Origin of the sequence: Bacillus sp. NTK071, assembly GCF_017303315.1 — a bacterium.
GTDB lineage: Bacteria > Bacillota > Bacilli > Bacillales > Guptibacillaceae > Guptibacillus.
On sequence record NZ_JAFKOI010000015.1, the window covers coordinates 48765 to 71677 of the forward strand.

Below are 22913 nucleotides of genomic sequence, written 5' to 3' on the forward strand. Positions count from 1 at the left end.
TTTTGGAAAGATGATAATAAAGGGGAAGGAGGGATGATGATGTTCCGCACACTACATCCAAATATTAAAATACGCATTTATACCTCATTTCTCAGTCGTATTGTGGGTTCAGCCATATTCCCGTTTATGGCGATTTATTTTACAACAAGAATGAATGCTTCAATTGCAGGAGTACTTGTAGTAAGTCAGGTTTTCATTCAATTCATAACAGGGCTATACGGTGGCCATTTGGCCGATCTGGTTGGAAGAAAGCGATTAATGGTAGCGGGTGAAGTGATTAAAGTAGGGGCCTTTATTGGGATGTTGCTAGCCAATTCACCATGGTATGAATCAGCTTTGCTTACATATGTGATGATGCTTCTTGTTGGTGTCTCGGGTGGGCTCGTTAACCCTGCTGCAGAAGCGATGTTAATCGATGTTAGTACGAAAGAAACGAGGTCATTTATGTACGCCGTCAACTACTGGGCGGTTAATCTCTCCATTATGATTGGACTAAGCATCGGGGGTTGGTTTTTCGAAGATTATTTATTCGAACTCCTTATTGTTCTTATGGCACTTAGCCTTCTTACGCTATGGATGACAGTAACGTTTATTATCGATACCTATGTTGTAACTTCGGAGAAATCTCGTGGCCAATATGGACTCAAGCCACTGCTCACGAGCTATGGCTTAGTTTGTAAAGATCTTTCATTTCTAGCCTTCACACTTGGAGGCGTTGCGATCTTAGCTATTGAATTCCAACGTAATAACTATATTTCCGTTCGACTTGAGCGAGACATACAGCCAATGATGGTGGATTTCTTAGGCTTGTATGCATTCCAACTCGATGGCATTAAGCTGTTAAGTCTTCTTACGGTTACGAACACATTGATCATCGTCCTATTTACAGCAATCGTATCCAGATGGATTAAAAGGAAAGATGAACAGCCGCTGATGTATGTTGGATTTATTCTTTTTGGTGCTGGATATGCATTTATGGCATTTAGTACGCACCTTCCCGGACTTTTTCTAGCCGTTGTCGTCCTATCGATCGGAGAACTTCTCTACGTTCCAACAAGGCAAGCGATGCTAGCAGAAGTCGTTGACGATAGTCGAAGAGGAGCATATATGGCCTTTAACGGTCTCGTTTTTCAATTAGGTAAAATGCTTGGTGGACTGGGATTAATTATAGGAAACATTATCGGAGGAGTTGGAATGAGCGTTCTTTATCTCCTTCTCGTCTGCGCTGGGATTTTCTTTACAAGATTTGCTCTTCATCGGCATAAGAGTCATGTAGCGAATACAGTGGAAGTTCATTAAAGATGTATCTGTGAAGAGATTGCGAAACAAATAGTATAAACATCCAGGGGGAATGACAGATGAAATTTGTATTATTATTTGGGCCACAAGCAGTCGGTAAAATGACTGTGGGGCAGGAATTATCGAAAATAACAGATCTAAAGTTATTTCACAATCACATGACGATTGATTTTCTTGAACCTTATTTTGGGTTTAGCCCTGAAATGTGGAGGCTTTCTACGCTGTTTAGAGAGGAGATCTTTACATCATTTGCTAAAACTAATCAGTATGGCATGATTTTCACATACTTATGGGCTTTTGATCAGAAAGAAGATTGGGATTTCGTCGAGAAGGTATGTGAAATCTTCAGTGATGCTGATATCTATTTCGTTGAATTAGAAGCGGGTGTAGAGGAGAGGTTGAAGCGTAATACCACACAGAATCGACTCGAACACAAGCCAACCAAACGAGACATTGTCCATTCAGAAGAGAATCTGCTATCGACGATGGAAGAGTATCGAGTCAATTCAGATGTAGGAGAAATAGACAAGGAACATTACCTTAGAATTAATAATGAGAAGAGCAGTGCGGAAGATGTAGCACAAATGATTAAAGATCGGTTTGGATTTGAGTAAAAAGGAAGGCGCTTTGTAATAGAAGCGTCTTTTTATTGATGTTAGAAGAATTTCATTGAGTTTGGGAGTCTATTTTGAAATAATTGGTAGAAGTAGGGGGCTGAAAAATTCTCATAGTAGATAGGTGATAAGATGTATTTAACTATTTTTGATGACATTATTCAAATCTTACATCATGATTACGCAGGTTGTGTAGATAAGAAAGGCTGGGATTCTCCTTATTATTATCGTGATAAGTTGATTCATATGCAAGAAGAGGGTGCCATATCAGATCAAACATTCGTAGAATTGGTAGAAGACTATTTGTTGGATTTCAAAGATTTACATATGAGCTTTAAGAAGACCGGGGAAGAAAAGGAACGAAATACTATAGGATTCAACGTAAGGAGATATGAAGATTCTCTTTATATTGTAGCTAGCCTGAAAGAGAAAAGACTACAACCAGGAGATTTTATCACCGCATTAGATGGTTTAAGTATTACACAGGTTGTAGAAACTCATAAACGCAGCTTAATGGAAGTGAAAGCAGAACGAGAGAATTGGAATACTCTTCTTATAAAATACAAAACAGCTCTAGTCACAAATCAGAAAGGGCAAACGTTCACCCTCGACCTTAGAACCTATAATCAAGAGCCATATCAACCCGACTATACATTGGTAGAAGTAGCGCCGGGGATAGTCTTGTTAAAGCTAACAGACTTTATGGACCACCATGCGATCTCAACTTTGCTCAATGAAAAGAGTCATTTGCTTAGAGAACGCGATCACCTGATCATTGATGTGCGTGTAAACAAAGGTGGTAATGATTTAGCTTATTTCGATCTCCTTTCCTACCTGTTTGAAGATGAAGAAATCAATTTAGAAGACTTCACTTCAGATCGTATGTTAACAAATTGCACAAACCGAAACGTGGAATTGAGGGTTAGATTTCTTAAGAATCTACTTTTATCTATTAATGATGACAACACAGTGAATCAAATAAAAGCTATGATTAAGACGTTAGAAGAAAACAAAGGGAGAGGCTTTGTTGAATTAGACTTCAAAGGTAGCAAAGAAACTCTTCGCATCAAAACGAAAAAAGGTCCCAAGCAGGTAATTGTTCTAACAGATGTCTACTGTGGAAGTTCAGGGGACTCTTTTGTTGAGATTTGCAAGAATTCTTCTAAGGTTACTGTATTAGGAAGAGCAACGAAAGGACTGAATGATTATTCCAACCTTGCAGTTAGGAGTTGGAATGATCAATTTGAACTCTGGTACCCTACTTCTAAATTATCGAGGGTAGATCATGGATATGGAATGACTGGAATAGGGATAGTACCTGATTGTTATATTCCATGGTCTCCATATCATATTATGGAAGATATCGACTTAAAGAAGGCGATTGAGCTAGTTAATGAGGTAATGAGGAGTCATTAGAAATGTTCCTTGTTATTGAATGGAAATGGAAGGGGCTTTGGGATTATGAAGGTTAAAACAGTAATCATTGCGCTTTTATCATTTCTTGCTGTAAGTGGTATTCTTTTGTTTCTTGGACAAACGTACCAGATAGAAGTTTTGATGTTTCAATTCTATAATGAAACGTCTGATGGTTTCGAAGCAGGAGGCTCAATCGCTCCGTTTGTTATTGGGGGATTGGTTAGTTATCTTATGGGGAGATGGTTTGAGAATAGAAAGAGCGAGGTTAGTGGAAATGAATAAGAAGAAGCACAATGACCTATAGGTCATTGTGCTTCTTCTGCATCAGGAACACTATTTCGCAGACGTAAGAACTTTGTAGTCGTTCGGGATATGAAGCGTGGTTTCGTAAAATGCTTCTTTATTGAATTGATCTGAAATATCTCGTTCTATTGTCTTATATGTAAGATAAGGCTGTTCGATTGCTTCTTTTACAATTGTCGTTTCAATAAGTTCCTTTTTCTTAAACCCCGTTTGATTAACAACCGTTAGCTTGAGTAAAATTGACTCTGTTTTCTTATTTAGATAATGTGATTCAATCTGGGTGTCGTCCTCTTTAATGACTTGAGAGAATTCCTCTACTTCTAATTTCTGCTCTGGTAGTGATTGAATATATGGCTTGAAATAGTTCTCGCGCCATTCGTTTTCATCCATTGCGAAATCATAGGAATTCAGAGTGATCGATAAATAGCTAATAATCGTCAAAATCACCAGGAAGTAAATGCCTCTATACATAAACCCAGAATGAGAGAATGACTTTCGATCTTTTACGAGATGGACTATGAAAATAAGACCAACAAAAACCCATAATACTTCTGAAATAATAGTTAATGGTGCATCAGAAAGTCGCATTAACTCATGGTGACTATCTATTACTTTTTGGATGTTCATCTATTTTCCTCCTGAATTGAAATAACAATGTAGTAAGGTTAAAAGCACCACTTCCTTTCTTACATGAGAATTCATGAAAATGCCCTTAAGAAGTGTTATTCTTAAGGGTATTTTCTTCTTGTTAAATTGTAACAGTAGAACGGTCTTTTAATCTATAGTTAATAAAGTGATTGAATTTTCATTAGATTAACTGTGAAGTATTGAGGTATAGTACCAATTAGTTAATATCCTGAGTGCCATACCCAGTTATCGTAAAATTCACGTTAACCTTAACAGGAACTTTGCTGAATTCTTTATTCCAGCCTTTTTCGTGCCCTTTCCAATAGTCAGGTTGTTTAATTCGCACCCATGTTGAGAACTCTAAGAAATCTAATCCATATTCTTCTTGAGCAAGTGATATTACATGCTCAATTTCTTCTTTGACAACTTCTTCGCTCTCTTTCTTTATTTCTTTATCCCAACCTGGTTTAAACACATTCCTTTCAATATTCCAATCCTCACCAAGCCTTAGAGAGGAATGAACAGATAACTCAATGAATAACTGACCATTCTTTAGGACCGGTTCAATTGTTGTATGGGATTTGTTGATTTCCAGTACAACTTGATCTTCCGATGTATGTTCCTGATCAATCGTCACAAGACCACCTCGAACAGTATTTTTAATCCATTTTAATCCGCCTACCTCGTCAGGTGTTAACCAGCCTGCTATTTTATCGTCTTCATTTGAGATGATTCCGGCTCCTTCTAAGTGGATACGCCCTTGATTAATAGAAACTTCAGGTATGACGAAGCTCGAGCGGTCCGAAAGGTGTTTTGATAAATCACCGAAGTTAAGGTTATCTTGGACATTTAGGCTTCGATCGATGTTCTGAGTTAATTCTTTAATTTGTACTGCTGGAAACATTTCTTTTGTTGGTTCCACGTTAAGAATCTTTGCAACGTTTTCTTTTGTAATAAAGACAGGAACCGTTCGTCTAAATTCATGATCACGCAAAAAGAAGCTGATGATTTTGTTGATCGATTCATGTTCAATAAGATTTTCAGATACAACCATTGATTTCAGGTGGGTGTAGTTAGGCGGCCGATCTGATTCTAAAGAATTCTTTCGAATAATTTCAAAGAAGTTATCTCCACTAAGCGTGAGATTTTGAAAGGGACTCCCTTGTTGTCCACCAGCTTGAGTGCTTGGTATATTATTCGGTACAACATATTGGTTCGTCATTGAAAAGCGGCCAGTCTCTTCTTCTCCATAATCAAGCCCTACGGCCATAATGATTCCAAGATCTTCAATCTCATCACTATCCCAGCATGCAGTTAGGCTCAACAAAAGTGGGAAAGTGAGGATCAAGAGAAACCTTTTCTTCATTGGAATCTCTCCTTTGTAACTGATACAACTAATAAAATAAGAGGGATCACAATAAGAGCAGCATACGACAGATTGTTAGTATAGGTAGCGGTTGAGAATAACTCGGTTATGCCTGACGGATAGAGTGAGAGAGAGAGAATCGTCATTCCGACAATAATATTAACGAATATGTTTCGTTGGCAGTTAAAGGTTTTGCATATCCCAAGCAAAGCTGAATAATAATAGGCCGTTAGCGTAGTGAAAATAGTGATAATCCATCCAAATAGAAATAGAAGCTCAAACCGTTCAAAGAAGAAGCCTTGGTATTCAATGGTTTTGGCCATTTCAATTGTTGGGAAAGTGATGACTTTTAATTCTCCAATACTAAGAATACCGATATTGAGTATAAAGAAGAGCACATAGATCATACATACCGAACCTATGCTTATCCCGAGGATCTTTGTTACTGAACCCCATTTTGTTAGCTTTTGATACCCAGATAGCACCATGATTAGTTCGTATCCTACGAAGGAGAAGAATGTCGTGTGTGTGCCTTTTAGTAGGGAGTAGCCATCATTAACGAATATAGGACGTAAGTTGGTCGGTTCTATGCTTTTGATGCTCAAAATCGTAAGTAAGAAAAACATAGCAAGAATAATGGGGAAGTAGAGTTGAAAGAACATCACGATGTTAGATAGACCACAAGAGACAAGATACATGCAAGACAGAATCAGGACGATTAGGACGACAAACTTGGGTGTTCGATCTAACAGATAATAATTAACAATTTCAGACATTGTCCGAATGACAAAAGCTGAAATGAAGATTGCGTAGGTAACGAAAATTAAGTTAAATAGCTTACCAATCCACTTGCCGATCACGTGTGGTGCAAAATCAAATAATGTTTGATTGGGATACCTCTTAATAAGCATGAAAATGAGGAGAGCGTTTAGGAAAGCGACGCTTGCTCCAAAAATGACGCTTATCCACATATTAGGTTGCCCGACAACAACAGCTGTTTCTCTGGGTAGAGTGACAATTCCTACTCCGATAATGGTGGAAATGAGAAAGATGATCATCGGTAAGGAAGATTGATTCTCATTCATTTACTTTCTCCCCCTTCACTCCTCCCTTATAGTACAAACGAACAATACTATCCTTCCATCGCTTTAAGTCGATCGGTGCAAAAGGCTCAAGATAGGGCATTGAAAAGCTTCTTAATTTAACAAGATGAGTCGTCACAATGAAGATCGCTATAAGCATGCCGTAAATCCCAAGGATGGCTGCTGAGAACAGGACAAAGAAGCGAATGGTTCGTAAAGCTAGACTTAATTGGTAGTTCGGAATGGCAAAAGAACAGATGGCTGTAAACGATATCACCATTACCATCATGGGACTTACAATCCCAGAGCTTACTGCAGTTTCTCCTATCACGATAGCCCCAACGATACTAACAGTAGACCCGATTGGCTTAGGAAGACGTACACCTGCTTCACGCAGAATCTCAATTGTGAGTTCCATTAGAAAAGCTTCAATAACAGATGGAAAGGGAACACCTTCTCTTGTTTTGGAAAGAGATACTGCGAGACTCGTTGGAATAAGACCGTGTTGGAAAGAAACTAATGATATATAAGTAGCTGGCAGCAAAACCGAAATAAGTGCTGTGATATAACTAAGTAAGCGAATGAGTGAGGCGGGAATCCACTTGAAATAATAGTCGTCAGGCGTTTGCAAAAGCATGTTAAGCGTCGTCGGTGCAATTAAAGCAGTTGGTGAACCGTCTGTTAAAATGGCTACCCTCCCTTCTAGTAGCGCATTGGCCACTTTCGTAGGATGCTGGGTCGCTGTTAATTCTGGAAAGACGGAAAGTTTATTTCGCTCAATTAGTTGCTCAAGAATGCCACCATCTGTCACAAAGTCCACTTTCACTGAGGTAACTCGATCTCTTACTTCCTCTATTAAAGTGTCTTTGCTTTTTCCTTTCAAATAAGCAACGTAAATGTACGTGACGACATCTGTTCCAATGGTGAATTTCTCGAAAGTTAAATCCTTTGATTTGAGATGCATGCGAAGAAGCGTTTTGTTGTCCTGAATACATTCAATAAATCCATCTCTTGAGCCGCTGATTGTTGGCTCATTTACTGGCTCATCAGGGGTCCGTTTAATAAATTTAGTAGTTTCAACCACATAAATGTGTTGTACGTTTTCGTGCTTAACGATAATGATCGTACAACCGTCCATTAAATGTGCTGCAATGAGATCATGATCTATCACTTCCTCAATTGATGCAATAGGTAGAAGATCAGGAATTCCTTCTAATTGGATAGGACCACCTTCTTCAGCTGCTGAAAGCAAGGGAGAAATGATGGCTTTTTGAATTGTCATAGGATCAGAAATATCTTTAAGAAAGGCAAGCGTAATAGTAAGTGGAGCCACTTTTAACTTCTTGAATTGAAGATCATTGCTTTCGTGAAATACCTCTTTGATTTGATCCTCTAATGTAGATTGAGGTTTGCTTTTGCTATTGTGACTTCTACGTATTCTCATGTAAGGATCACCTCAACTATTGTCTACCGATTATTGTTTGCAATGACTAACGTTCTATCCATCTAGAAAGAAATTTCAGTGGAAGCTTTCGCAGATGAATGGATGAGATGATGCTGTCCTTCCAAAACCTTGTTAGGGTATCTCACGAATTATGTATTTTGAATTTTCAATCATGTTACGATTTCTGTATAGAATGTATAGAAGAACATAGCAGGAAGAAGGGATAATATGAAGAAAATTGTGGTTGTTGGGATGGGGATGGCGGCGATACGGTTCGTTGAAAATCTACTTTCTGTCAAAACAGTTCACTTTGAAATTCTGATTATTGGAAAGGAAAATAACCCAGCTTATAAACGGCATCTTCTTACACGTGTTCTACAGGGAGAATTTGGGATAGAAGAATCGATCATACATGATAAGAATTGGTATGAAAGCAATGGAATACGCTGTTTAATGAATGAAAAGGTAGTAGCAGTTGATTCGGAATCCCAAGAAGTGAAAACGGATCGAGGAAGGAAAGTCAGATACGATTATCTTGTTATGGCAACGGGTTCAACACCTCACTATTTACCAGTTAAAGGTGCAGGAAAGAAGGGGGTTGTAACCTTACGTACCATAGATGATTGTCATCACCTCATAGAAAAAGCTCATCAATACAAGAAAGCAGTCGTTATAGGTGCAGGTATTCTAGGACTCGAAACAGCGATGGGACTTGTTTCTCTCGGAGTGGAAACAACCGTTATCCACCATCAACCGAACGTCATGAATCGTCAATTAGATCGCCTAGCTGCTGAAATGCTTCAAGAGGCACTTGAAGCACGTGGAGTGAGGTTCCTTCTGAATAAACGAACCAAGGAGCTAATAGGACAATCAAGCGTAGAAGGAATACGATTCTCAGATGGTAACTCGTTAGAGAGCGACTTGGTTCTCATGTCGGTAGGGATAAGACCAAACATTGAGCTTGCTAAGAAAGCGGGACTTGATGTTCACAGGGGAGTTATTGTGAATGATCATCTTCAAACAAGTGTACCGAACATATTTGCTATAGGAGAATGCATTGAACATCGTGAAGTCACTTACGGTGGAATTGATCCAATTTATGAACAGGCCGACTACCTTGCAAGGTTGATGACAGGAATACAGGTGAATGGTTATATGGGTTCAACAGTCTCAACGCATCTTCATATTAAAGGAATTAAGGCTTTCTCATGTGGTCAGGTACTTGAAACAGAAGAAACTAGAACCTTTCAGTGGATTGATCCTATTCGGCATATCTACAAAAAAATTGTCACATTCAATGGACGAGTTATAGGGGCTATTCTGTTTGGAGATACATCGGAATCAAAGAGGATCGCAACACTTGTGGAAGAATGGGCTCCGGTATCAGAGATTCCTTCGAATCACCTTTTTCATACAAAAGATGTCAACTCTCAACCTCATCTTAAGATCGTAACGAACAAGCAACCTTCAAGAGTTTCACAACACCATTCATAATCAACACCTAATCTTACCTTGGGAGGATCGTCGACATGCCAGTTCAGGCAGTTAAAATCAATATAGGAAGAGAACGTGATTTTAAAAAAGGAACAGGTACGAAAGTGGATTTATTAAAATTATCGATTGCTGTATTTCATTTGTCAGATGGAACCTTTCGAGCGATTCATAATCATTGTCCAGAAGGGGATGAACTAGTGAGTGGTGTGCTTATTGGTGAGTATGTTTTCTGCCCTTTCCACGATTGTAAAATTCATTTAAAAAGTGGGAAGTTGCAAGGAGAGATTGAAGGTGTTGAAACCTTTTCTGTTGAGCTGCAAGATGGTTTTGTTTATCTTACGTTAGAGTAGGAAGAATGGAAAAACCGCTGTTGTCCTCATATGAGGACAACAGCGGTTTTGTGTCGTGATTTAGTTTGTTTCAGATGCTAGCTTCACAAGTACGTGAGCCATATGCTCGCGTTCTTCTTTGTTCGCCACATTCCATAGCTCGTTAAGTACCTTTTCTTCACGGTTACGTGGCTCTTCGTGATCTGCTAGATAATCCGCTACGCGCTTAGCACCCTTAGAAAGACCTTCTTCACCAAGACCAAGTTTCTCACCTTTATGAACTTGATCGCCTAGATAGTCTTTAAATGATTGGAAATTCTGCATGATATCATCTTTCTTGTCCTCGCTCATTTTTGCTACTGCTTGTTTTGCATCCTTCTCTGCCATTTTACTTCATCTCCTTTGTTTTTGTGTATAGTGAGTATGTTTCCGAAAATGGAAAGTGTTAAACCCAATTAATAACGAATTAGCCTATTGGAGGATAGATGAAACTACATTGTAAGATTTGAGATAAAACTGAAATCTGCATCTATTTTTACCGATAATGGAAATTAAAGGTACGAAACGAGGGGATGAATGGTATGTTATGGGTAGTAAAACGTTAGGAAAGGATGAACTTAGATTGAACCAAGTAGATTATGAAACATTTTATAACAGAGTAGGAAAAAAGAACGGATGGGATTTCAGTTCTTTACAGCTCACGTCAGAAGGAGTTAAGTGGGACTTCTATAATGAAGTTGCGAAAAGAGTGAAGGAAACTGATTTATTATTAGATATTGGAACAGGTGGTGGAGAAAATCTCTTGGAAATAGCCTCTTGTTTACATCTACTAGTAGGGATTGATCTTTCAAAAGGTATGATGGAAACGGCTGAAAAGAATCTACATAATTCTAATGTAAACAATGTGCGTTTTGCTCAGATGTCTTCGAATGCTTTGCAATTTCCTGAGAGCTTTTTCGATGTTGTTTCTTGCAATCATGCTCCTTTTAATTCAAGGGAAGTTTCAAGAGTGCTAAAAAGTGAAGGACTATTTTTAACCCAACAAGTAAGTGAGGCGGATAAGTTTAATATTAAAGAAGCATTTGGAAGAGGCCAATCGTTTGGAGAAGAAGATGGCTCACTAAAGGAAAAATATATCCGTGAATTACAAGAAGCAGGATTTTCAGACGTTCAATCTTTTGAGTACGATGCAACAGACTATTTTCAAAGACCAGAAGATTTGATTTTTCTTCTTACCCATACGCCGATCATTCCTCATTTTGGAGAAGAAAAAACAGACCTCGATAAGTTGAATTGTTTCATCGAAGACAATCTTACCGATAAAGGGATTCGTACGAATTCGAAAAGGTTTATGATACTAGCGAAGAAATGATTAAATTCAAAAGCGACAACGTCCTTATGAGGGGCATTGTCGCTTTTCTAATTAAAAATTGATAAATTCTCCAACTTTTATTGAAGAGTTTTTAATCGATCCAACAGGTAATTCAAGAACCGCATGAGCACCTTTAACTGGGGCAACAAAACGCCAAGGTTTTAGGTTTTCTACTACTTTAATGATTTCATGATTTTTGGTCAGGAATACGACATCAATGGAGATAGACATAAAACACATATGAATAGAGTTGCATGGAATAATTAACAGCCCTTCATCTTTTAGAGGTGTCCGACGAAACATTAATCCTTTAAATCTGGTTAGAAAGGTATCCGCTCTTAGAATGGTATAAGGAACTGTTCGATATAGTGTGTTACCTTCTTCTCTTAACATGACAATTCTCCTAACTTATGACGTTATCTTTACTATAATTGAAGTCCGTTTAATACTCAATAACGAATATATGACTAGTTTATTTGTAAAAAGAAGAAAAAATTTGAAAAAAAGGTATTTACAAATTCTTTATAACGAACTATTATTAACTCAAGGGATGTTCTATAAAAAGAACAAAGTAATCGAAATCGAATACTATATTGAACAATTCCTCAAGCTAGAGATTATTTTGGAACACCTTTGAAAGGGGGAACGGATGGGGAGAAATTTAAATGCTTTTTCAGAGAGATTAGAGGTTAAGTTAGAGTTAAAATCGTTGTCTCCATGATCCTTATCTTGTTCCAACTAGAAACACCTTACTTCAGGTAGTAAATATTCATCATACATGTTCTCCAAAACACAATAACCACAAAATACGAGGAGGAAACAATTATGTTAGAAAAAATGGCGCGTTTGGCAAGAGAAGAAGAAGGACAGGGAATGGCTGAGTATGGGTTGATTCTTGCAGGAGTAGCGGTGGTAGCGATTGTTGGTTTTAAAGCTCTAGGAGTAGAAGTTGATAAGCTAATAGACACTGTAACATCTAAGTTATAAAAGCAAGAATCTCTAGCCCCACTTACCCAAGTGGGGCTAAATTTAAAAACAAAGAGGTACTAAGATGACATACAGTATCCTGGGTATTACCTTACTTATTTCGTTTATAACTGACATTCGAAGCAGGCGTATTCTGAATATCGTCACGTTTCCAGCAATGGCAATTGGATTACTTTACTACACCGTTACACTCGGTTTTCAGGGCTTCCTTTATAGCGGTGCAGGGCTTCTTATTGGATTCTCTCTTCTTCTTATTCCTTACTTACTTGGCGGAATGGGGGCAGGGGATGTTAAGCTCCTTGCAGCTGTAGGAGCACTTACAGGTACTTCATTCGTGCTACATTCTTTTTTCTATACTGCACTTATCGGTGGAGTCATTGGTCTAATCTTACTTATGAAAAGAAGCGGGATTTGGAATGTGTTTAAATCTCCTACTTATACACTTTACTCACTGTTGAATGTTAAAGGGGTCAGCAAAAACAGTGGAGTAACGTACCCTTACGGCGTGGCGATCACACTTGGAACAGTATGTGCTGCAATACTAGGAGGGATAGGATGAAATCTGAAAAGGGACAATCGATGGTTGAGTTCGCTCTTGTCCTTCCGGTTCTCGTGATGCTGTTGTTTGGAATCGTGGATTTTGGTCGTATCTTTCATGCTTACATCACAATTGATCATGCGAGTCGAGAAGCAGCTCGAGTAGCAAGTATTGGTGAAAGTGATTCAAAGATTGTGTCCACGGCCGTTACGAGTGGTTCTAGTATTCACCTTTCTTCAGGTCAGGTTTCTGTTTCTCCAGGAGGGACGAAAACAGCTGGTAGCGATGTTAGGGTGACCATCACTTATCCTATTACGTTCCTAACACCAGTTATCTCCTCGATAAGTGGTCCAATCACCTTATCAAGTTCGGCCGCGATGAGGGTTGAGTGATGAAGGCACTGAGGTCGTTACTAAAAAGCGAACGTGGAAATGTAGCAGTCATGTTTGCGATTAGCATGACTGTTTTGTTAGGAGCAACCGCAATGGTGGTCGACATTGGCAGGCTCTATCACGAGAAAAGAATACTCCAAAATGCAATGGATGCGGCAGCACTAGCTGGGGCACAGGGCTTACTAACTAGTCAAGCGAGTGCTTCGACACTTGCGAAAGAATATGCGAATAAGAATGAATTTCCAATCGGAAGTGGAGATATAACGATTATGGGTAAGTCAATCAAAGTAGCGAAGGAATCAACTGTACCAATGACTTTCGCACGGGTATTTGGTTTCCAGCAAGCATCAGTTAGTGCCACTGCAAAAGCTGAAGTAGGTTTATTAAAATCTGTCAAACGAATAACGCCGATCGCAATAGAGTATACAGCGATCCCAAATGAAACTGAACTTAAGTGTGAGAATACGGGCGTAAACCATGGTAATTGTGGTTATCTCGACATCAATAGCAATGGCGCGAGCGGTTTAGCTACAAATATCGTAAACGGTGTGGAGCTTGCACCTGGAACGAAATTTGTACAAACAGAACCAGGGCAGAATTGGGGACCAGTGAAGAGTGCGTTTCAAACGTTGATTAATAATGATGCTTCAAAATCTCATTGCCAGAGTGCTGCTACAGCGGATAAATCATGTGATCGAATCATTATTATTCCCTTAATTAAAACGTGGGCTGGTGTAAATGGGAAGTCGACAGTTGAAATCGTAGGATTTGCCTCTTACTGGCTTGATCGACTTGATGAACCTAAGCGCATTGTTGGGAAATTTAAAGAAACTGTTTCTTCTGGAGAAATAGGAGGATCCGGTCCTGGAAATGTGTACGGTGTAAAGCTTGTTGAATAATTTTATGGAAAAAAGCAGGGGGTGGGCACATGAAAACCAAACGTATTTGGATGTGGTCGCTTATTTTTGGGGTATTCGCTACGCTAATTGTTTATGTAGGATTATTCACAAATTTAACGGCTGTAACAACGAGTTCAGAGTCAGAAGTGAAAGAAGCAGAGAAAACAGAAGTTCTAACGGAAGCTGAGGAAACCATCGCAGGGCGTGAGATGGCAAACCCTATTGCGAAGGTAAGTGAAGGAAAACGTGCTATCTCGATTAACGTCGATCTCGCTAGTGGGGTTTCAGGATATATTGAACCTAATTCACATGTAGATGTGGTTGCTTATGAACGAGAGGTAGATGAAGAGAAAGAGAAAGAATATAAAGCAGCAGTACTCGTGCTACAGAACATCAAGGTACTAACTTCAGGTAAAGCGCCAGATAGTGCAGGCGAAGCCCTACACTATGAAACAGTGACGCTTGAAGTGACGCCAGAAGAAGGGGTTATGCTTAGCCTTGCTGCGAAGGATGAAAGTGGATTCTATTTAATGTTACGGAATAAAGAAGATGATGGGGTAAGTAAGAAAGCGTTGAAAGAAAAACGTCAGGTCTATAAGGAGAGTAATTAAATGAGCTTACAGTGGTATTTTTATTCAGATACAAATGCTAGAGCTGATGAAATTGAAACGATTCTGACAGACAAGAATCAAACGTTAACGAGCTTTTACCGTTTAGAAGATCTCCTTAAACAGCTTGAAAGCACTCCAAATGCCGTTCTTTTTCTAAAAGCACATGCTACTTACAACGTCTATGAGCTTTGTCAGGAAATTTCGTTTAAATATCCGCACATTTATTTAATTGTTATTTCTCCTGAGAATTTAGAGAATACGAAAAAAGCGATGCAAGTTGGTGCTTCCGATATGCTCACTTACTCCTCAACAGCTGATGAAATAACAGAAGTTGTTTTCCAAGCTCAGGCTTATATGAAGCAACGAATAAGCAGAGAACCTTCCCTTCAATTAACGAAAGAGAATAGTCGAGTGATTGCAGTATGTAGTTCTAAAGGTGGAAGTGGCAAAACGTTAGTTACGGTGAATTTAGCTTCTGAATTGGCCAGGGAAGGAAAGGAAGTAGCTATTATCGATGCCAACTTTCAATTTGGTGATGTGGCTATGTACATTGACATTAAGCCGACAAACTCGATCTATGAGTGGGTGAAAGAAGGGGTTGAGCGAGGGAACTATGGGATTGAGTCATACTTATCTCATCATAAAAGCGGTGTTTCTATTCTAGCAACGCCTCCTAGACCTGAATTTTTTGAAATCATGACAGAAGAACATTTAGAGATTGCTGTGACTGAACTTCGTAAAAGTTATGATGTGATCCTGATTGATGCACCGACATATATCTCGGAAATCCATTTAAAGAGTCTTGCTCTAGCAGACGAGATCCTTCTTCTAACAACAAGTGAGTTGCCTGACCTTCGGAATAGTAAGCTCTATCTGGATATGATCGAAACGCTCCATTTCGATGAGAAGGTCAAAGTCGTCTTAAATCGAGATTCGAAGCACCGAACGGTTGAAGAAAAACGGATGGAAATGATACTACAGAAGCCAATATTTGCAGTATTACCGGATCAAAAGCTGCTTGCCGTTTCTTCAATTAATGAAGGAATGCCACTTGTCATCAAGTCTGCGAGAAGTCCATTTGCTAAAGGAGTCCAAACGCTTGCAACGAAATTGATGCCAACAGTTGAGCAACCGGTGAAAAAGTTGAGACGCCTTGCTTTACTAAGTAGATGAAGGAGGGATTCGGTTGTCACTGTTTAAGCGTTATGTTGACGAAGACACGTCTTCACAAATGGTTGAACGAAAAGAACTGAAGGTTGTTAAAACCGCTGATTACAGTAAATTAGAAGAGAGCTTACAAAGTTATTTACTAGATGAATTAAAGAAGCAACAATTTAACAAGGAAGAAGAATCCCAGAAAATCAGAGACTGGGGAAAGGGGTTTCTAGATAAGGAAGGCGAGCGTTTTACGTTTGAGGAGAAGAAATTGTTACTGGAGACGGTAGAGTACGAATTGCTTGGTTACGGGCCGATTTCTCCCTTATTAGATGATCCGACTGTATCGGAGATTATGGTTAACGGACCAAAGGATATTTACTATGAGCAATACGGTAAATTGAAAAGAAGTGCATCAACGTTCCGTGATGATTCTCATGTAAGTCGAGTTATTGAGCGAATTGTCGCACCGCTTGGAAGGCGCATTGATGAAAGCTCTCCAATGGTAGACGCTAGATTACCTGATGGTTCCCGTGTTAACGCCATTATACCACCGCTCTCATTGAAAGGGCCGTCGCTCACAATTCGTAAATTCTCTGATACGCCTTTTCAAATGAAGGATTTAGTTAGTTATCATACGTTAAGCAGCGAGATGGCTGAGTTTCTTGAGATGTCAGTAAAGTCCAGACTAAATATTTTTATTAGTGGTGGTACTGGTTCTGGAAAGACCTCTTCACTCAATGTCCTATCTTCCTTTATTCCAAATGATGAGCGGATTGTAACGATTGAGGATGCAGCCGAGATCAATCTTTCACAGGACCATATTGTTTCACTCGAGGCACGCCCTCCTAATATAGAAGGGAAGGGTGAGATTAATATTCGCGATCTGGTACGTAATGCACTTCGAATGCGTCCCGATCGGATTGTTGTAGGGGAGGTTCGTGGTGCTGAAGCGCTCGATATGCTTCAGGCAATGAACACTGGACACGATGGGAGTCTAAGTACCGGTCACGCCAATTCCCCAAGAGATATGCTTTCGAGACTTGAAACAATGGTTCTAATGGCTGGTTTCGACTTACCATTACGAGCCATTCGTGAACAAATTGCGAATGCGCTTGATCTTATCGTGCAACAAGTAAGGATGAAAGACGGATCAAGGAAAATCACACGCATTACGGAAGTGTTAGGAATGGAAGAAGACATTATCGTGCTACAAGATTTGTTCGTTTTTAAAGAAACAGGAAGAGGTCCAGATGGCAAAGTTCTAGGGGAATTCCAGTCGACTGGTGTTCGACCGCATGTTTCAGAGTTCCTTGAACAAAACGGCTATCAAATCCCTTCATCCTGGTTTAAAGAGGTGTGGTAACATGAGCGATCTTATTATGATTGGAGCGCTTTTGCTCACTTTTACGATCATTTTCTATTTTGTATCAATGCGCTTTGTAAGAAGGAAGCAGACGAATAAGCGAATTCACACCTTTATTCCACTCTCCATTTCAAGTGAACAGGTTGAGAAGGTAGAAAAAAATAATCTTATAAAAAAATCTGTTTCGTCGGTATCTCGCTTTTTCGAAGGAATGCAGTTAAGTTCTAAAACGAAGCAGATGTTAGAGCAAGCAGGAAGTCCTATGAAAGAGGAAGAGTTCCTGGTTGTTCGACTATTTAGTGCATTGGGTGCTAGTGTCAGTCTTTTCCTAATAGGTATTCCGTGGTATGGAGCTATACCGGCAGCATTCATTGGCTTTGTCATCCCCAGTAGTTATATGAAAAGCAAAGGGAGAAAGCGAGTAAAACTCCTTTCCTATCAGCTTGTCGAAGCGCTTGGAACGATGTCTAATTCAATGAGAGCAGGGTTTAGCTTCCTGCAAACGATGCAGTTAATAGGGAAAGAAATGCCTGATCCGATCGGTCCAGAATTTGATCGCGCTGTTCGAGAAATTGGTATGGGTTTTCCAATGGAAGATGTTTTCACTAGTCTACTAGCCCGCTTGCCAAATAAAGAGCTTGAAGTAGTCGTACAGGCGATTCTCGCTCAGCGTAAAAGTGGAGGCAATTTAGCACAGCTCATGGATACGATGGAGGACACCATCAGGGGGAGGATTCGAGTGCTAGAAGAGCTGAAAACCTTGACAGCACAGGGGAAGTTATCATCCGTTATCATTACGGGTTTACCGTTGGTTATGGCGCTTTATTTATTCTTCGTTAGTCCCGATTATTTTGAACCAATGTTAACCAATTCGCTCGGTATGTTTCTACTTGTTTCTGGGTCGATTTCACTCCTGATTGGCTGGGTTCTTATCCAAAAGATTGTTCGAATTGAGGTGTAGTGATGATACCCTTTTTATTTATGATTTGTGCCTTTCTATTCTTCGTGTTACTGTTTTCCGCCGTTCTTAATACAATCTATCGAAAAGAAATAGCCGTAGAATTTCGTTTCGAACAGTACTTTGGAAAAAGAGAAGAAACGAGTTCAAAAACTAGGAAAAAAGCGAGCCTGTTATCAAGCCCATTAGTCCAGAAATACTGGGAGATTGGTGTAGAACAGGTAAACAAAACCTTCGCAAAGAAAAACCAGAAAAAGTTAGAAATTCTTCTCCATGAAGCTGGATACGGAAACCGATCTCCGGTTGAGTTTCGACTGATTCAAATTCTGATTAGTATCACGGGTGGTTTTCTAACTTTTCTACTGATACCTTTCTCAGAAGGGAACAGTTCCTTTACGCTTTTATTAGTATTCGCAGTTGTCTTCTTATGTTACCGTTACCCACTATTCTATCTTGCTAAGAAAAAAACGAAGCGAATTAAGGTGATCGATAAGGAGATGTCAGACTTCTTCGATATGGTTAGCTTACTTCTTGAAGCAGGGGTAGGACTTGAGGGAGCAATTTCAAACGTTTGCTCAAGAAAGCCAGGCCCTTTGGCAGATGAATTCAAACAGGCACTTGATGAAATGAGACGAGGTAAGTCACGACGTGAAGCTTTCTACAGTCTTAAGAAACGAGTTCCTTCAGAACGTTTTCAAGGTGTTATGATGTCCATCATTCAGGCAGATCACCTTGGAGTTGGCATGGCGAAGGTTATCAAAAACTTAACGAACCGTATTCGAGAACAAAGACGTGAGGCAGCTCGTGAACTCGCAATGAAAGCACCGGTGAAAATGCTCATCCCTATGATTCTCTTTATTTTCCCACCACTTTTCATCGTTATTATTGGCCCTATGGTGGTGAAAATTATTGTGGATGGTTTAGGGTGAATGGGTACGTATAGATTATTTACTGAACATAATCGAAGCAAATGGAAGACACCTTCAAAAGGAGGTGTCTTTTAACATTGACTACAAATTCCAGATCTAATTAGTGATAAGATGAAAAGAAAAGAATAGATGACAATCTAGTCTAATTAGGAGGATATGATATGCAAGTGATTAAAAAAATTGGTGAACGATTCTGGTATCAAACGCCTGTTTCTGAAACGGATCGTCCGATTCTTGGAATGGTTGTTGGTGATAAGCAATCCCTTATGATCGATGCTGGAAATTCAGAAGCACATGCTAATTATTTTCTGGAAGAGCTTAAGAACAGAGAAGTTCCTAAGCCGACACTACTTGCCCTAACACACTGGCACTGGGATCATATTTTCGGTTTATCTGCTCTAGATGTTGTTTCAATTTCATCTAAAGAAACAAAGCAAGAAATGGAGAAGCTAGTTCATCTCGATTGGTCAGATCGTGCGTTAGATGAGCGGGTAAAAGAAGGGACAGAAATTGAATTCTGTGCAGCCGCTATTAAGAAAGAATTCGCGAATCATCGTGATGTTACGATCTCACTACCTGACATGACGTTCAAAGGCCAAATGGAAATCCATCTTGGTGGCGTTACCTGTCTATTGCAACAAGTTGGTGGGGATCATGCTTCAGATTCAACGGTTATTTATATAAAAGAAGAAAAAATCCTTTTCCTTGGTGACTGCTTCTATCCAGATATTTTCTCACCCAAAACGAATTACACTGTGAGTACCACACTCACATTATTAGATAAGCTAGAGGCGTTCGATGCAGAATGGTATATCCTTTCACATGGAACCGCGATTTCGAAAGAAGAATTCATGAAAGAGGTCGCTTTGCTAAGAACAATGGCTTCTTTAACAAAACAATGCAATGGAGATTGTTCTTGTATGAAAGAAGTGTATAGTAATCAAATGGAAAGAGATTTGAATGAAGATGAAACGGAATTGATTCAGGAATTTGTGAATGGGATGGAGATTGAGAACGAAGTAAAATAGTTAACGTTTCAAAAGAAAAGCCTCTCTTATTGGTAAAGTGGAGGACTGGACAAGGTGTGTCACGAAATGATTAATAGACTACTACTTTGTTGTGGTTCTATTATGGAGGTGCTCTAATGACATATAGTATGATTTCTCATCTCACGTGTCCAAAATGCAAAGAAACGTATTCATCAGATTCGATTCAACAACTATGCGCGTGTGGATCGCCATTACTCGTTGAGTACAAGCTAGATGAAGTAAGGAAAAGTTTAACGAAAGAAGCATTAATCGGCCGTCCGTCGTCTCTTTGGCGCTATCATGAACTGCTTCCTGTAAAGAAAGAAGAAAACGTGATTAGTTTCGAAGAAGGTATGACTCCTTTATCGAAACTGCCAGTCCTGGGTAAACAAATGGGAATTTCAAATCTGTACATAAAAGACGAGGGAATGGTGCCAACCGGTTCCTTTAAAGCAAGGGGAGCTTCAGTTGGTATTTCAAAGGCAAAAGAACTAGGCGTGAAGCACCTGGCTATGCCCACAAATGGAAATGCCGGAGCTGCATGGTCTCTATACGCTGCAAAAGCCAAAATTGAAGCCTACATTGTCATGCCAGAAGACGCGCCAGAAATAACGAGAAAAGAAGTGAGTATTTCAGGGGCAAATCTATTTCTTGTAAATGGATTGATCAGTGATGCAGGTAGAATTGTAGCTAACTTAGTGAAGGAGCAGGGCTTTTATGATGCTTCAACTCTGAAGGAACCGTACCGAATTGAAGGAAAGAAAACGATGGGGTATGAAATTGCCGAACAATTGAATTGGGAATTACCTGATGTCATTCTTTACCCTACAGGTGGAGGAGTTGGGTTAATCGGGATATATAGAGCTCTTCTAGAACTTAAGGAACTCGGTTGGATTGATGGACAAAAGTTCCCTCGCTTAGTAGCAGTTCAATCAGAAGGCTGCGCGCCACTTGTGAAAGCCTACCAGGAATGGAAAACAGAGTCAGAGTTCTGGAAGAATTCCGAGACGCATGCGTTCGGAATCAATGTGCCAAAAGCAATTGGTGATTTTCTAGTCCTTGATGCCATCTATCAAACTGGTGGATGTGCGGTTGCTGTTTCAGAAGATGAAATTAGAGCATCACAAGGTGAGATAGCGAGGGAAGAAGGACAGTTTATTTGTCCAGAGGGAGCTGCAACGTTTGCAGCAGCAAGACGCTTAAGGGAAACGGATTGGATCAATGAAAATGATCAAGTCGTTTGTTTAAATACAGGGCTTGGTATTAAGTATCCAGATGCATTTGATGTGGAAGCTCCCTTATTACAACCTTATGACAGACTTTCTTTTTCGGAAAAGAGATAAGAAGTACTAGAAAATTGGTGAAATGTCCTATCCATCTGAATAAATTCCTCCACTTAGGGTAATGGAATAACATAAGTATTTTGAAGTGGAGGATGAAAACAAATGCAGAAAATGAACAGAGGAATTTTAACTGCGATCTCATCGATTGCAATTGCTCAAGGGTTAAAAATTCTAACACATAAAAAAGTGACAGGAGAGTGGGATGTTAAACAGGTTGCGACAACAGGTGGGATGCCAAGTTCCCATTCGGCAGGCGTGTCAGCACTTGCTACATATATAGCCTCAAATAAAGGATCCCGACATACTGAGACAGCACTTGCAGCGATATTTGGTGTTATTGTTATGTATGATGCGCAGGGCATTCGTCGTCATACTGGTGAAATAGCACGTCTCGTAAATGATTTAGAAGATAGTTTTGCTTCTCTATCAGGAGATTTCCCGAGTTTTGAATTTGTAGAAAGAGAGAAAGAGTTGAACGAGATTCTAGGACATCAACCGATTGAGGTTCTTGGTGGAGCTATTCTGGGTGCTGTACTAGGGTTTGTTTCTGCTAAGGTTGAGAATAGAGAAGGTTGAGCACTTAGCTATAGACATGAGAAGGTGTCGAGGAATGAAGATTCCTCGACACCTTCTTTTGTTATTCTAATCGATCGGATCAGCAGATTTCCCGTACCGTAGAACATCGAATACAGCCATACCATCACTTGGACGACCATCGTCGTTTCTGAAAGGCAAAAGAGAAAAGAAAATAAAATAGATTGAGAAATACGTAAACTGATAGAAAAACAATGTGACGGGCATCATTTGAGAAATAATTAAATAGTTAATGACTAGAATGACGATGAGATTAAATAGACTTCCGCCTAAATAAATCGCGATATGAGCCCATGTTTTGTTGTATTTTAATTCCTCATACTGGCACCAGCCTTCCATAAAGTACTTTCTTCTAACTTCTAACGGGCCTATGTGAAACAGGGTGCGCCCTGTACCTATACAAAATTTAACTTTCCCGCCGAAAATTCTCGCAATTAACACGTGACCAGCTTCATGAACTAGCGTTACAATCGGTAAAATAATAAAAAAGTTCACGAGAAACATTGGGATATCATTTAAGGTAAACATGGTTAACCTCCGTGATGTTTTATCTTTTGTTGATGTTGACTCTTGAACAGAACGTTCCCGATTTGGTTTGATAAAAACTCATTTGGAGCAAGAAACATGAAACCGTAATAAAAGAAATAAACTAGATACATTTTTAGTGCTTTTTTTTACAATTGTGGTAAGAGCATTTTGTGCTCCTCTATTTAAAGGAATTGAGTTGTTAACGTGGTAGTGTAAAGTAATAAGGTAGAAAAAATGAA

26 protein-coding genes are annotated in these 22913 nt (G+C 39.4%); 19 read left to right on the plus strand and 7 right to left on the minus strand.

Annotated elements, in window-relative coordinates:
• Window positions 1-39 precede the first annotated feature (39 nt).
• The 4 genes from JI666_RS17460 (at window position 40) to JI666_RS17475 (ending at window position 3611) form a co-directional block, all read left to right on the plus strand.
• A complete protein-coding gene (locus tag JI666_RS17460) occupies window positions 40-1299 on the plus strand; it encodes an MDR family MFS transporter (RefSeq protein WP_414635154.1) in 1260 nt (419 codons plus the stop codon).
• 59 nt (window positions 1300-1358) lie between these two features.
• A complete protein-coding gene (locus JI666_RS17465) occupies window positions 1359-1913 on the plus strand; it encodes a DEAD/DEAH box helicase family protein (protein ID WP_206894238.1) in 555 nt (184 codons plus the stop codon).
• Window positions 1914-2045: 132 nt separating this feature from the next.
• On the plus strand, window positions 2046-3329 hold the full coding sequence (locus JI666_RS17470) for a S41 family peptidase (RefSeq protein WP_206894239.1): 1284 nt from the start codon (window positions 2046-2048) through the stop codon (window positions 3327-3329).
• A 45-nt stretch (window positions 3330-3374) separates the two neighbouring features.
• Entirely contained in the window at window positions 3375-3611 is a 237-nt protein-coding gene (locus JI666_RS17475; RefSeq protein ID WP_206894240.1) for a hypothetical protein, read from the plus strand.
• 51 nt (window positions 3612-3662) lie between these two features.
• Here the strand turns inward: JI666_RS17475 and JI666_RS17480 are convergent, their stop codons facing one another.
• The 4 genes from JI666_RS17480 to JI666_RS17495 form a co-directional block, all read right to left on the minus strand.
• Window positions 3663-4259 carry a hypothetical protein gene (locus JI666_RS17480; RefSeq protein WP_206894241.1) on the minus strand — a complete coding sequence of 199 codons (597 nt, stop codon included), beginning with the start codon at window positions 4257-4259 and terminating at the stop codon, window positions 3663-3665.
• A gap of 217 nt (window positions 4260-4476) precedes the next feature.
• Complete coding sequence (locus JI666_RS17485) at window positions 4477-5625, minus strand: Ger(x)C family spore germination protein (RefSeq protein WP_206894243.1); 1149 nt, start codon at window positions 5623-5625, stop codon at window positions 4477-4479.
• Window positions 5622-6710, minus strand: coding sequence for a GerAB/ArcD/ProY family transporter (locus tag JI666_RS17490; RefSeq protein WP_206894245.1), 1089 nt, complete (start codon window positions 6708-6710; stop codon window positions 5622-5624). Before JI666_RS17490 ends, JI666_RS17485 begins: the two co-directional genes overlap by 4 nt.
• Window positions 6703-8151 carry a spore germination protein gene (locus tag JI666_RS17495; RefSeq protein ID WP_206894247.1) on the minus strand — a complete coding sequence of 483 codons (1449 nt, stop codon included), beginning with the start codon at window positions 8149-8151 and terminating at the stop codon, window positions 6703-6705. Before JI666_RS17495 ends, JI666_RS17490 begins: the two co-directional genes overlap by 8 nt.
• A gap of 228 nt (window positions 8152-8379) precedes the next feature.
• Between JI666_RS17495 and JI666_RS17500 the strand changes: the two genes are divergently transcribed.
• Both JI666_RS17500 and JI666_RS17505 read left to right on the plus strand, forming a co-directional pair.
• Window positions 8380-9645: an NAD(P)/FAD-dependent oxidoreductase gene (locus tag JI666_RS17500; protein WP_206894248.1), complete on the plus strand. Its 1266-nt coding sequence runs from the start codon at window positions 8380-8382 to the stop codon at window positions 9643-9645.
• Window positions 9646-9680: 35 nt separating this feature from the next.
• Window positions 9681-9995, plus strand: a complete 315-nt coding sequence (locus JI666_RS17505; RefSeq protein WP_206894249.1) for a Rieske 2Fe-2S domain-containing protein — start codon at window positions 9681-9683, stop codon at window positions 9993-9995.
• A gap of 60 nt (window positions 9996-10055) precedes the next feature.
• On the opposite strand, the gene JI666_RS17510 is transcribed toward JI666_RS17505, so the two are convergent.
• Entirely contained in the window at window positions 10056-10361 is a 306-nt protein-coding gene (locus JI666_RS17510) for a DUF3243 domain-containing protein (RefSeq protein WP_136945989.1), read from the minus strand.
• A gap of 235 nt (window positions 10362-10596) precedes the next feature.
• Between JI666_RS17510 and JI666_RS17515 the strand changes: the two genes are divergently transcribed.
• Entirely contained in the window at window positions 10597-11346 is a 750-nt protein-coding gene (locus JI666_RS17515) for a methyltransferase domain-containing protein (RefSeq protein WP_206894250.1), read from the plus strand.
• Between the two features lie 51 nt (window positions 11347-11397).
• Here the strand turns inward: JI666_RS17515 and JI666_RS17520 are convergent, their stop codons facing one another.
• On the minus strand, window positions 11398-11739 hold the full coding sequence (locus JI666_RS17520; RefSeq protein ID WP_206894251.1) for a DUF192 domain-containing protein: 342 nt from the start codon (window positions 11737-11739) through the stop codon (window positions 11398-11400).
• Between the two features lie 432 nt (window positions 11740-12171).
• Between JI666_RS17520 and JI666_RS17525 the strand changes: the two genes are divergently transcribed.
• The 12 genes from JI666_RS17525 to JI666_RS17580 all read left to right on the plus strand — a co-directional run bounded on the left by JI666_RS17525 (window position 12172) and on the right by JI666_RS17580 (window position 22128).
• Window positions 12172-12333 carry a Flp family type IVb pilin gene (locus tag JI666_RS17525; protein ID WP_206894252.1) on the plus strand — a complete coding sequence of 54 codons (162 nt, stop codon included), beginning with the start codon at window positions 12172-12174 and terminating at the stop codon, window positions 12331-12333.
• Window positions 12334-12397: 64 nt separating this feature from the next.
• Complete coding sequence (locus JI666_RS17530) at window positions 12398-12892, plus strand: A24 family peptidase (protein ID WP_206894254.1); 495 nt, start codon at window positions 12398-12400, stop codon at window positions 12890-12892.
• Window positions 12889-13263, plus strand: a complete 375-nt coding sequence (locus tag JI666_RS17535; RefSeq protein ID WP_206894261.1) for a TadE/TadG family type IV pilus assembly protein — start codon at window positions 12889-12891, stop codon at window positions 13261-13263. The genes JI666_RS17530 and JI666_RS17535 overlap by 4 nt, the downstream gene beginning before the upstream one ends.
• A complete protein-coding gene (locus JI666_RS17540) occupies window positions 13263-14162 on the plus strand; it encodes a pilus assembly protein TadG-related protein (RefSeq protein WP_206894263.1) in 900 nt (299 codons plus the stop codon). The genes JI666_RS17535 and JI666_RS17540 overlap by 1 nt, the downstream gene beginning before the upstream one ends.
• Before the next feature lie 29 nt (window positions 14163-14191).
• Window positions 14192-14773: a Flp pilus assembly protein CpaB gene (cpaB, locus tag JI666_RS17545; protein ID WP_206894264.1), complete on the plus strand. Its 582-nt coding sequence runs from the start codon at window positions 14192-14194 to the stop codon at window positions 14771-14773.
• Window positions 14774-15946 (plus strand): CpaE/TadZ family protein, encoded by a 1173-nt coding sequence (locus JI666_RS17550; protein ID WP_206894265.1) that lies wholly within the window; start codon window positions 14774-14776, stop codon window positions 15944-15946. It begins immediately after the preceding gene.
• 13 nt (window positions 15947-15959) lie between these two features.
• Complete coding sequence (locus JI666_RS17555; RefSeq protein ID WP_286170932.1) at window positions 15960-17294, plus strand: TadA family conjugal transfer-associated ATPase; 1335 nt, start codon at window positions 15960-15962, stop codon at window positions 17292-17294.
• 1 nt (window position 17295) lies between these two features.
• Complete coding sequence (locus JI666_RS17560; protein ID WP_206894269.1) at window positions 17296-18255, plus strand: type II secretion system F family protein; 960 nt, start codon at window positions 17296-17298, stop codon at window positions 18253-18255.
• Between the two features lie 2 nt (window positions 18256-18257).
• Complete coding sequence (locus JI666_RS17565) at window positions 18258-19181, plus strand: type II secretion system F family protein (RefSeq protein ID WP_206894270.1); 924 nt, start codon at window positions 18258-18260, stop codon at window positions 19179-19181.
• Between the two features lie 161 nt (window positions 19182-19342).
• A complete protein-coding gene (locus tag JI666_RS17570; protein ID WP_206894274.1) occupies window positions 19343-20209 on the plus strand; it encodes an MBL fold metallo-hydrolase in 867 nt (288 codons plus the stop codon).
• 116 nt (window positions 20210-20325) lie between these two features.
• Window positions 20326-21552: a threonine synthase gene (locus JI666_RS17575; protein ID WP_206894275.1), complete on the plus strand. Its 1227-nt coding sequence runs from the start codon at window positions 20326-20328 to the stop codon at window positions 21550-21552.
• A 102-nt stretch (window positions 21553-21654) separates the two neighbouring features.
• Window positions 21655-22128, plus strand: a complete 474-nt coding sequence (locus JI666_RS17580; RefSeq protein WP_136945975.1) for a divergent PAP2 family protein — start codon at window positions 21655-21657, stop codon at window positions 22126-22128.
• 66 nt (window positions 22129-22194) lie between these two features.
• Here JI666_RS17580 and JI666_RS17585 read toward each other — a convergent pair whose 3' ends face one another.
• Window positions 22195-22674 (minus strand): site-2 protease family protein, encoded by a 480-nt coding sequence (locus JI666_RS17585; protein ID WP_136945974.1) that lies wholly within the window; start codon window positions 22672-22674, stop codon window positions 22195-22197.
• Window positions 22675-22913: the final 239 nt, after the last annotated feature.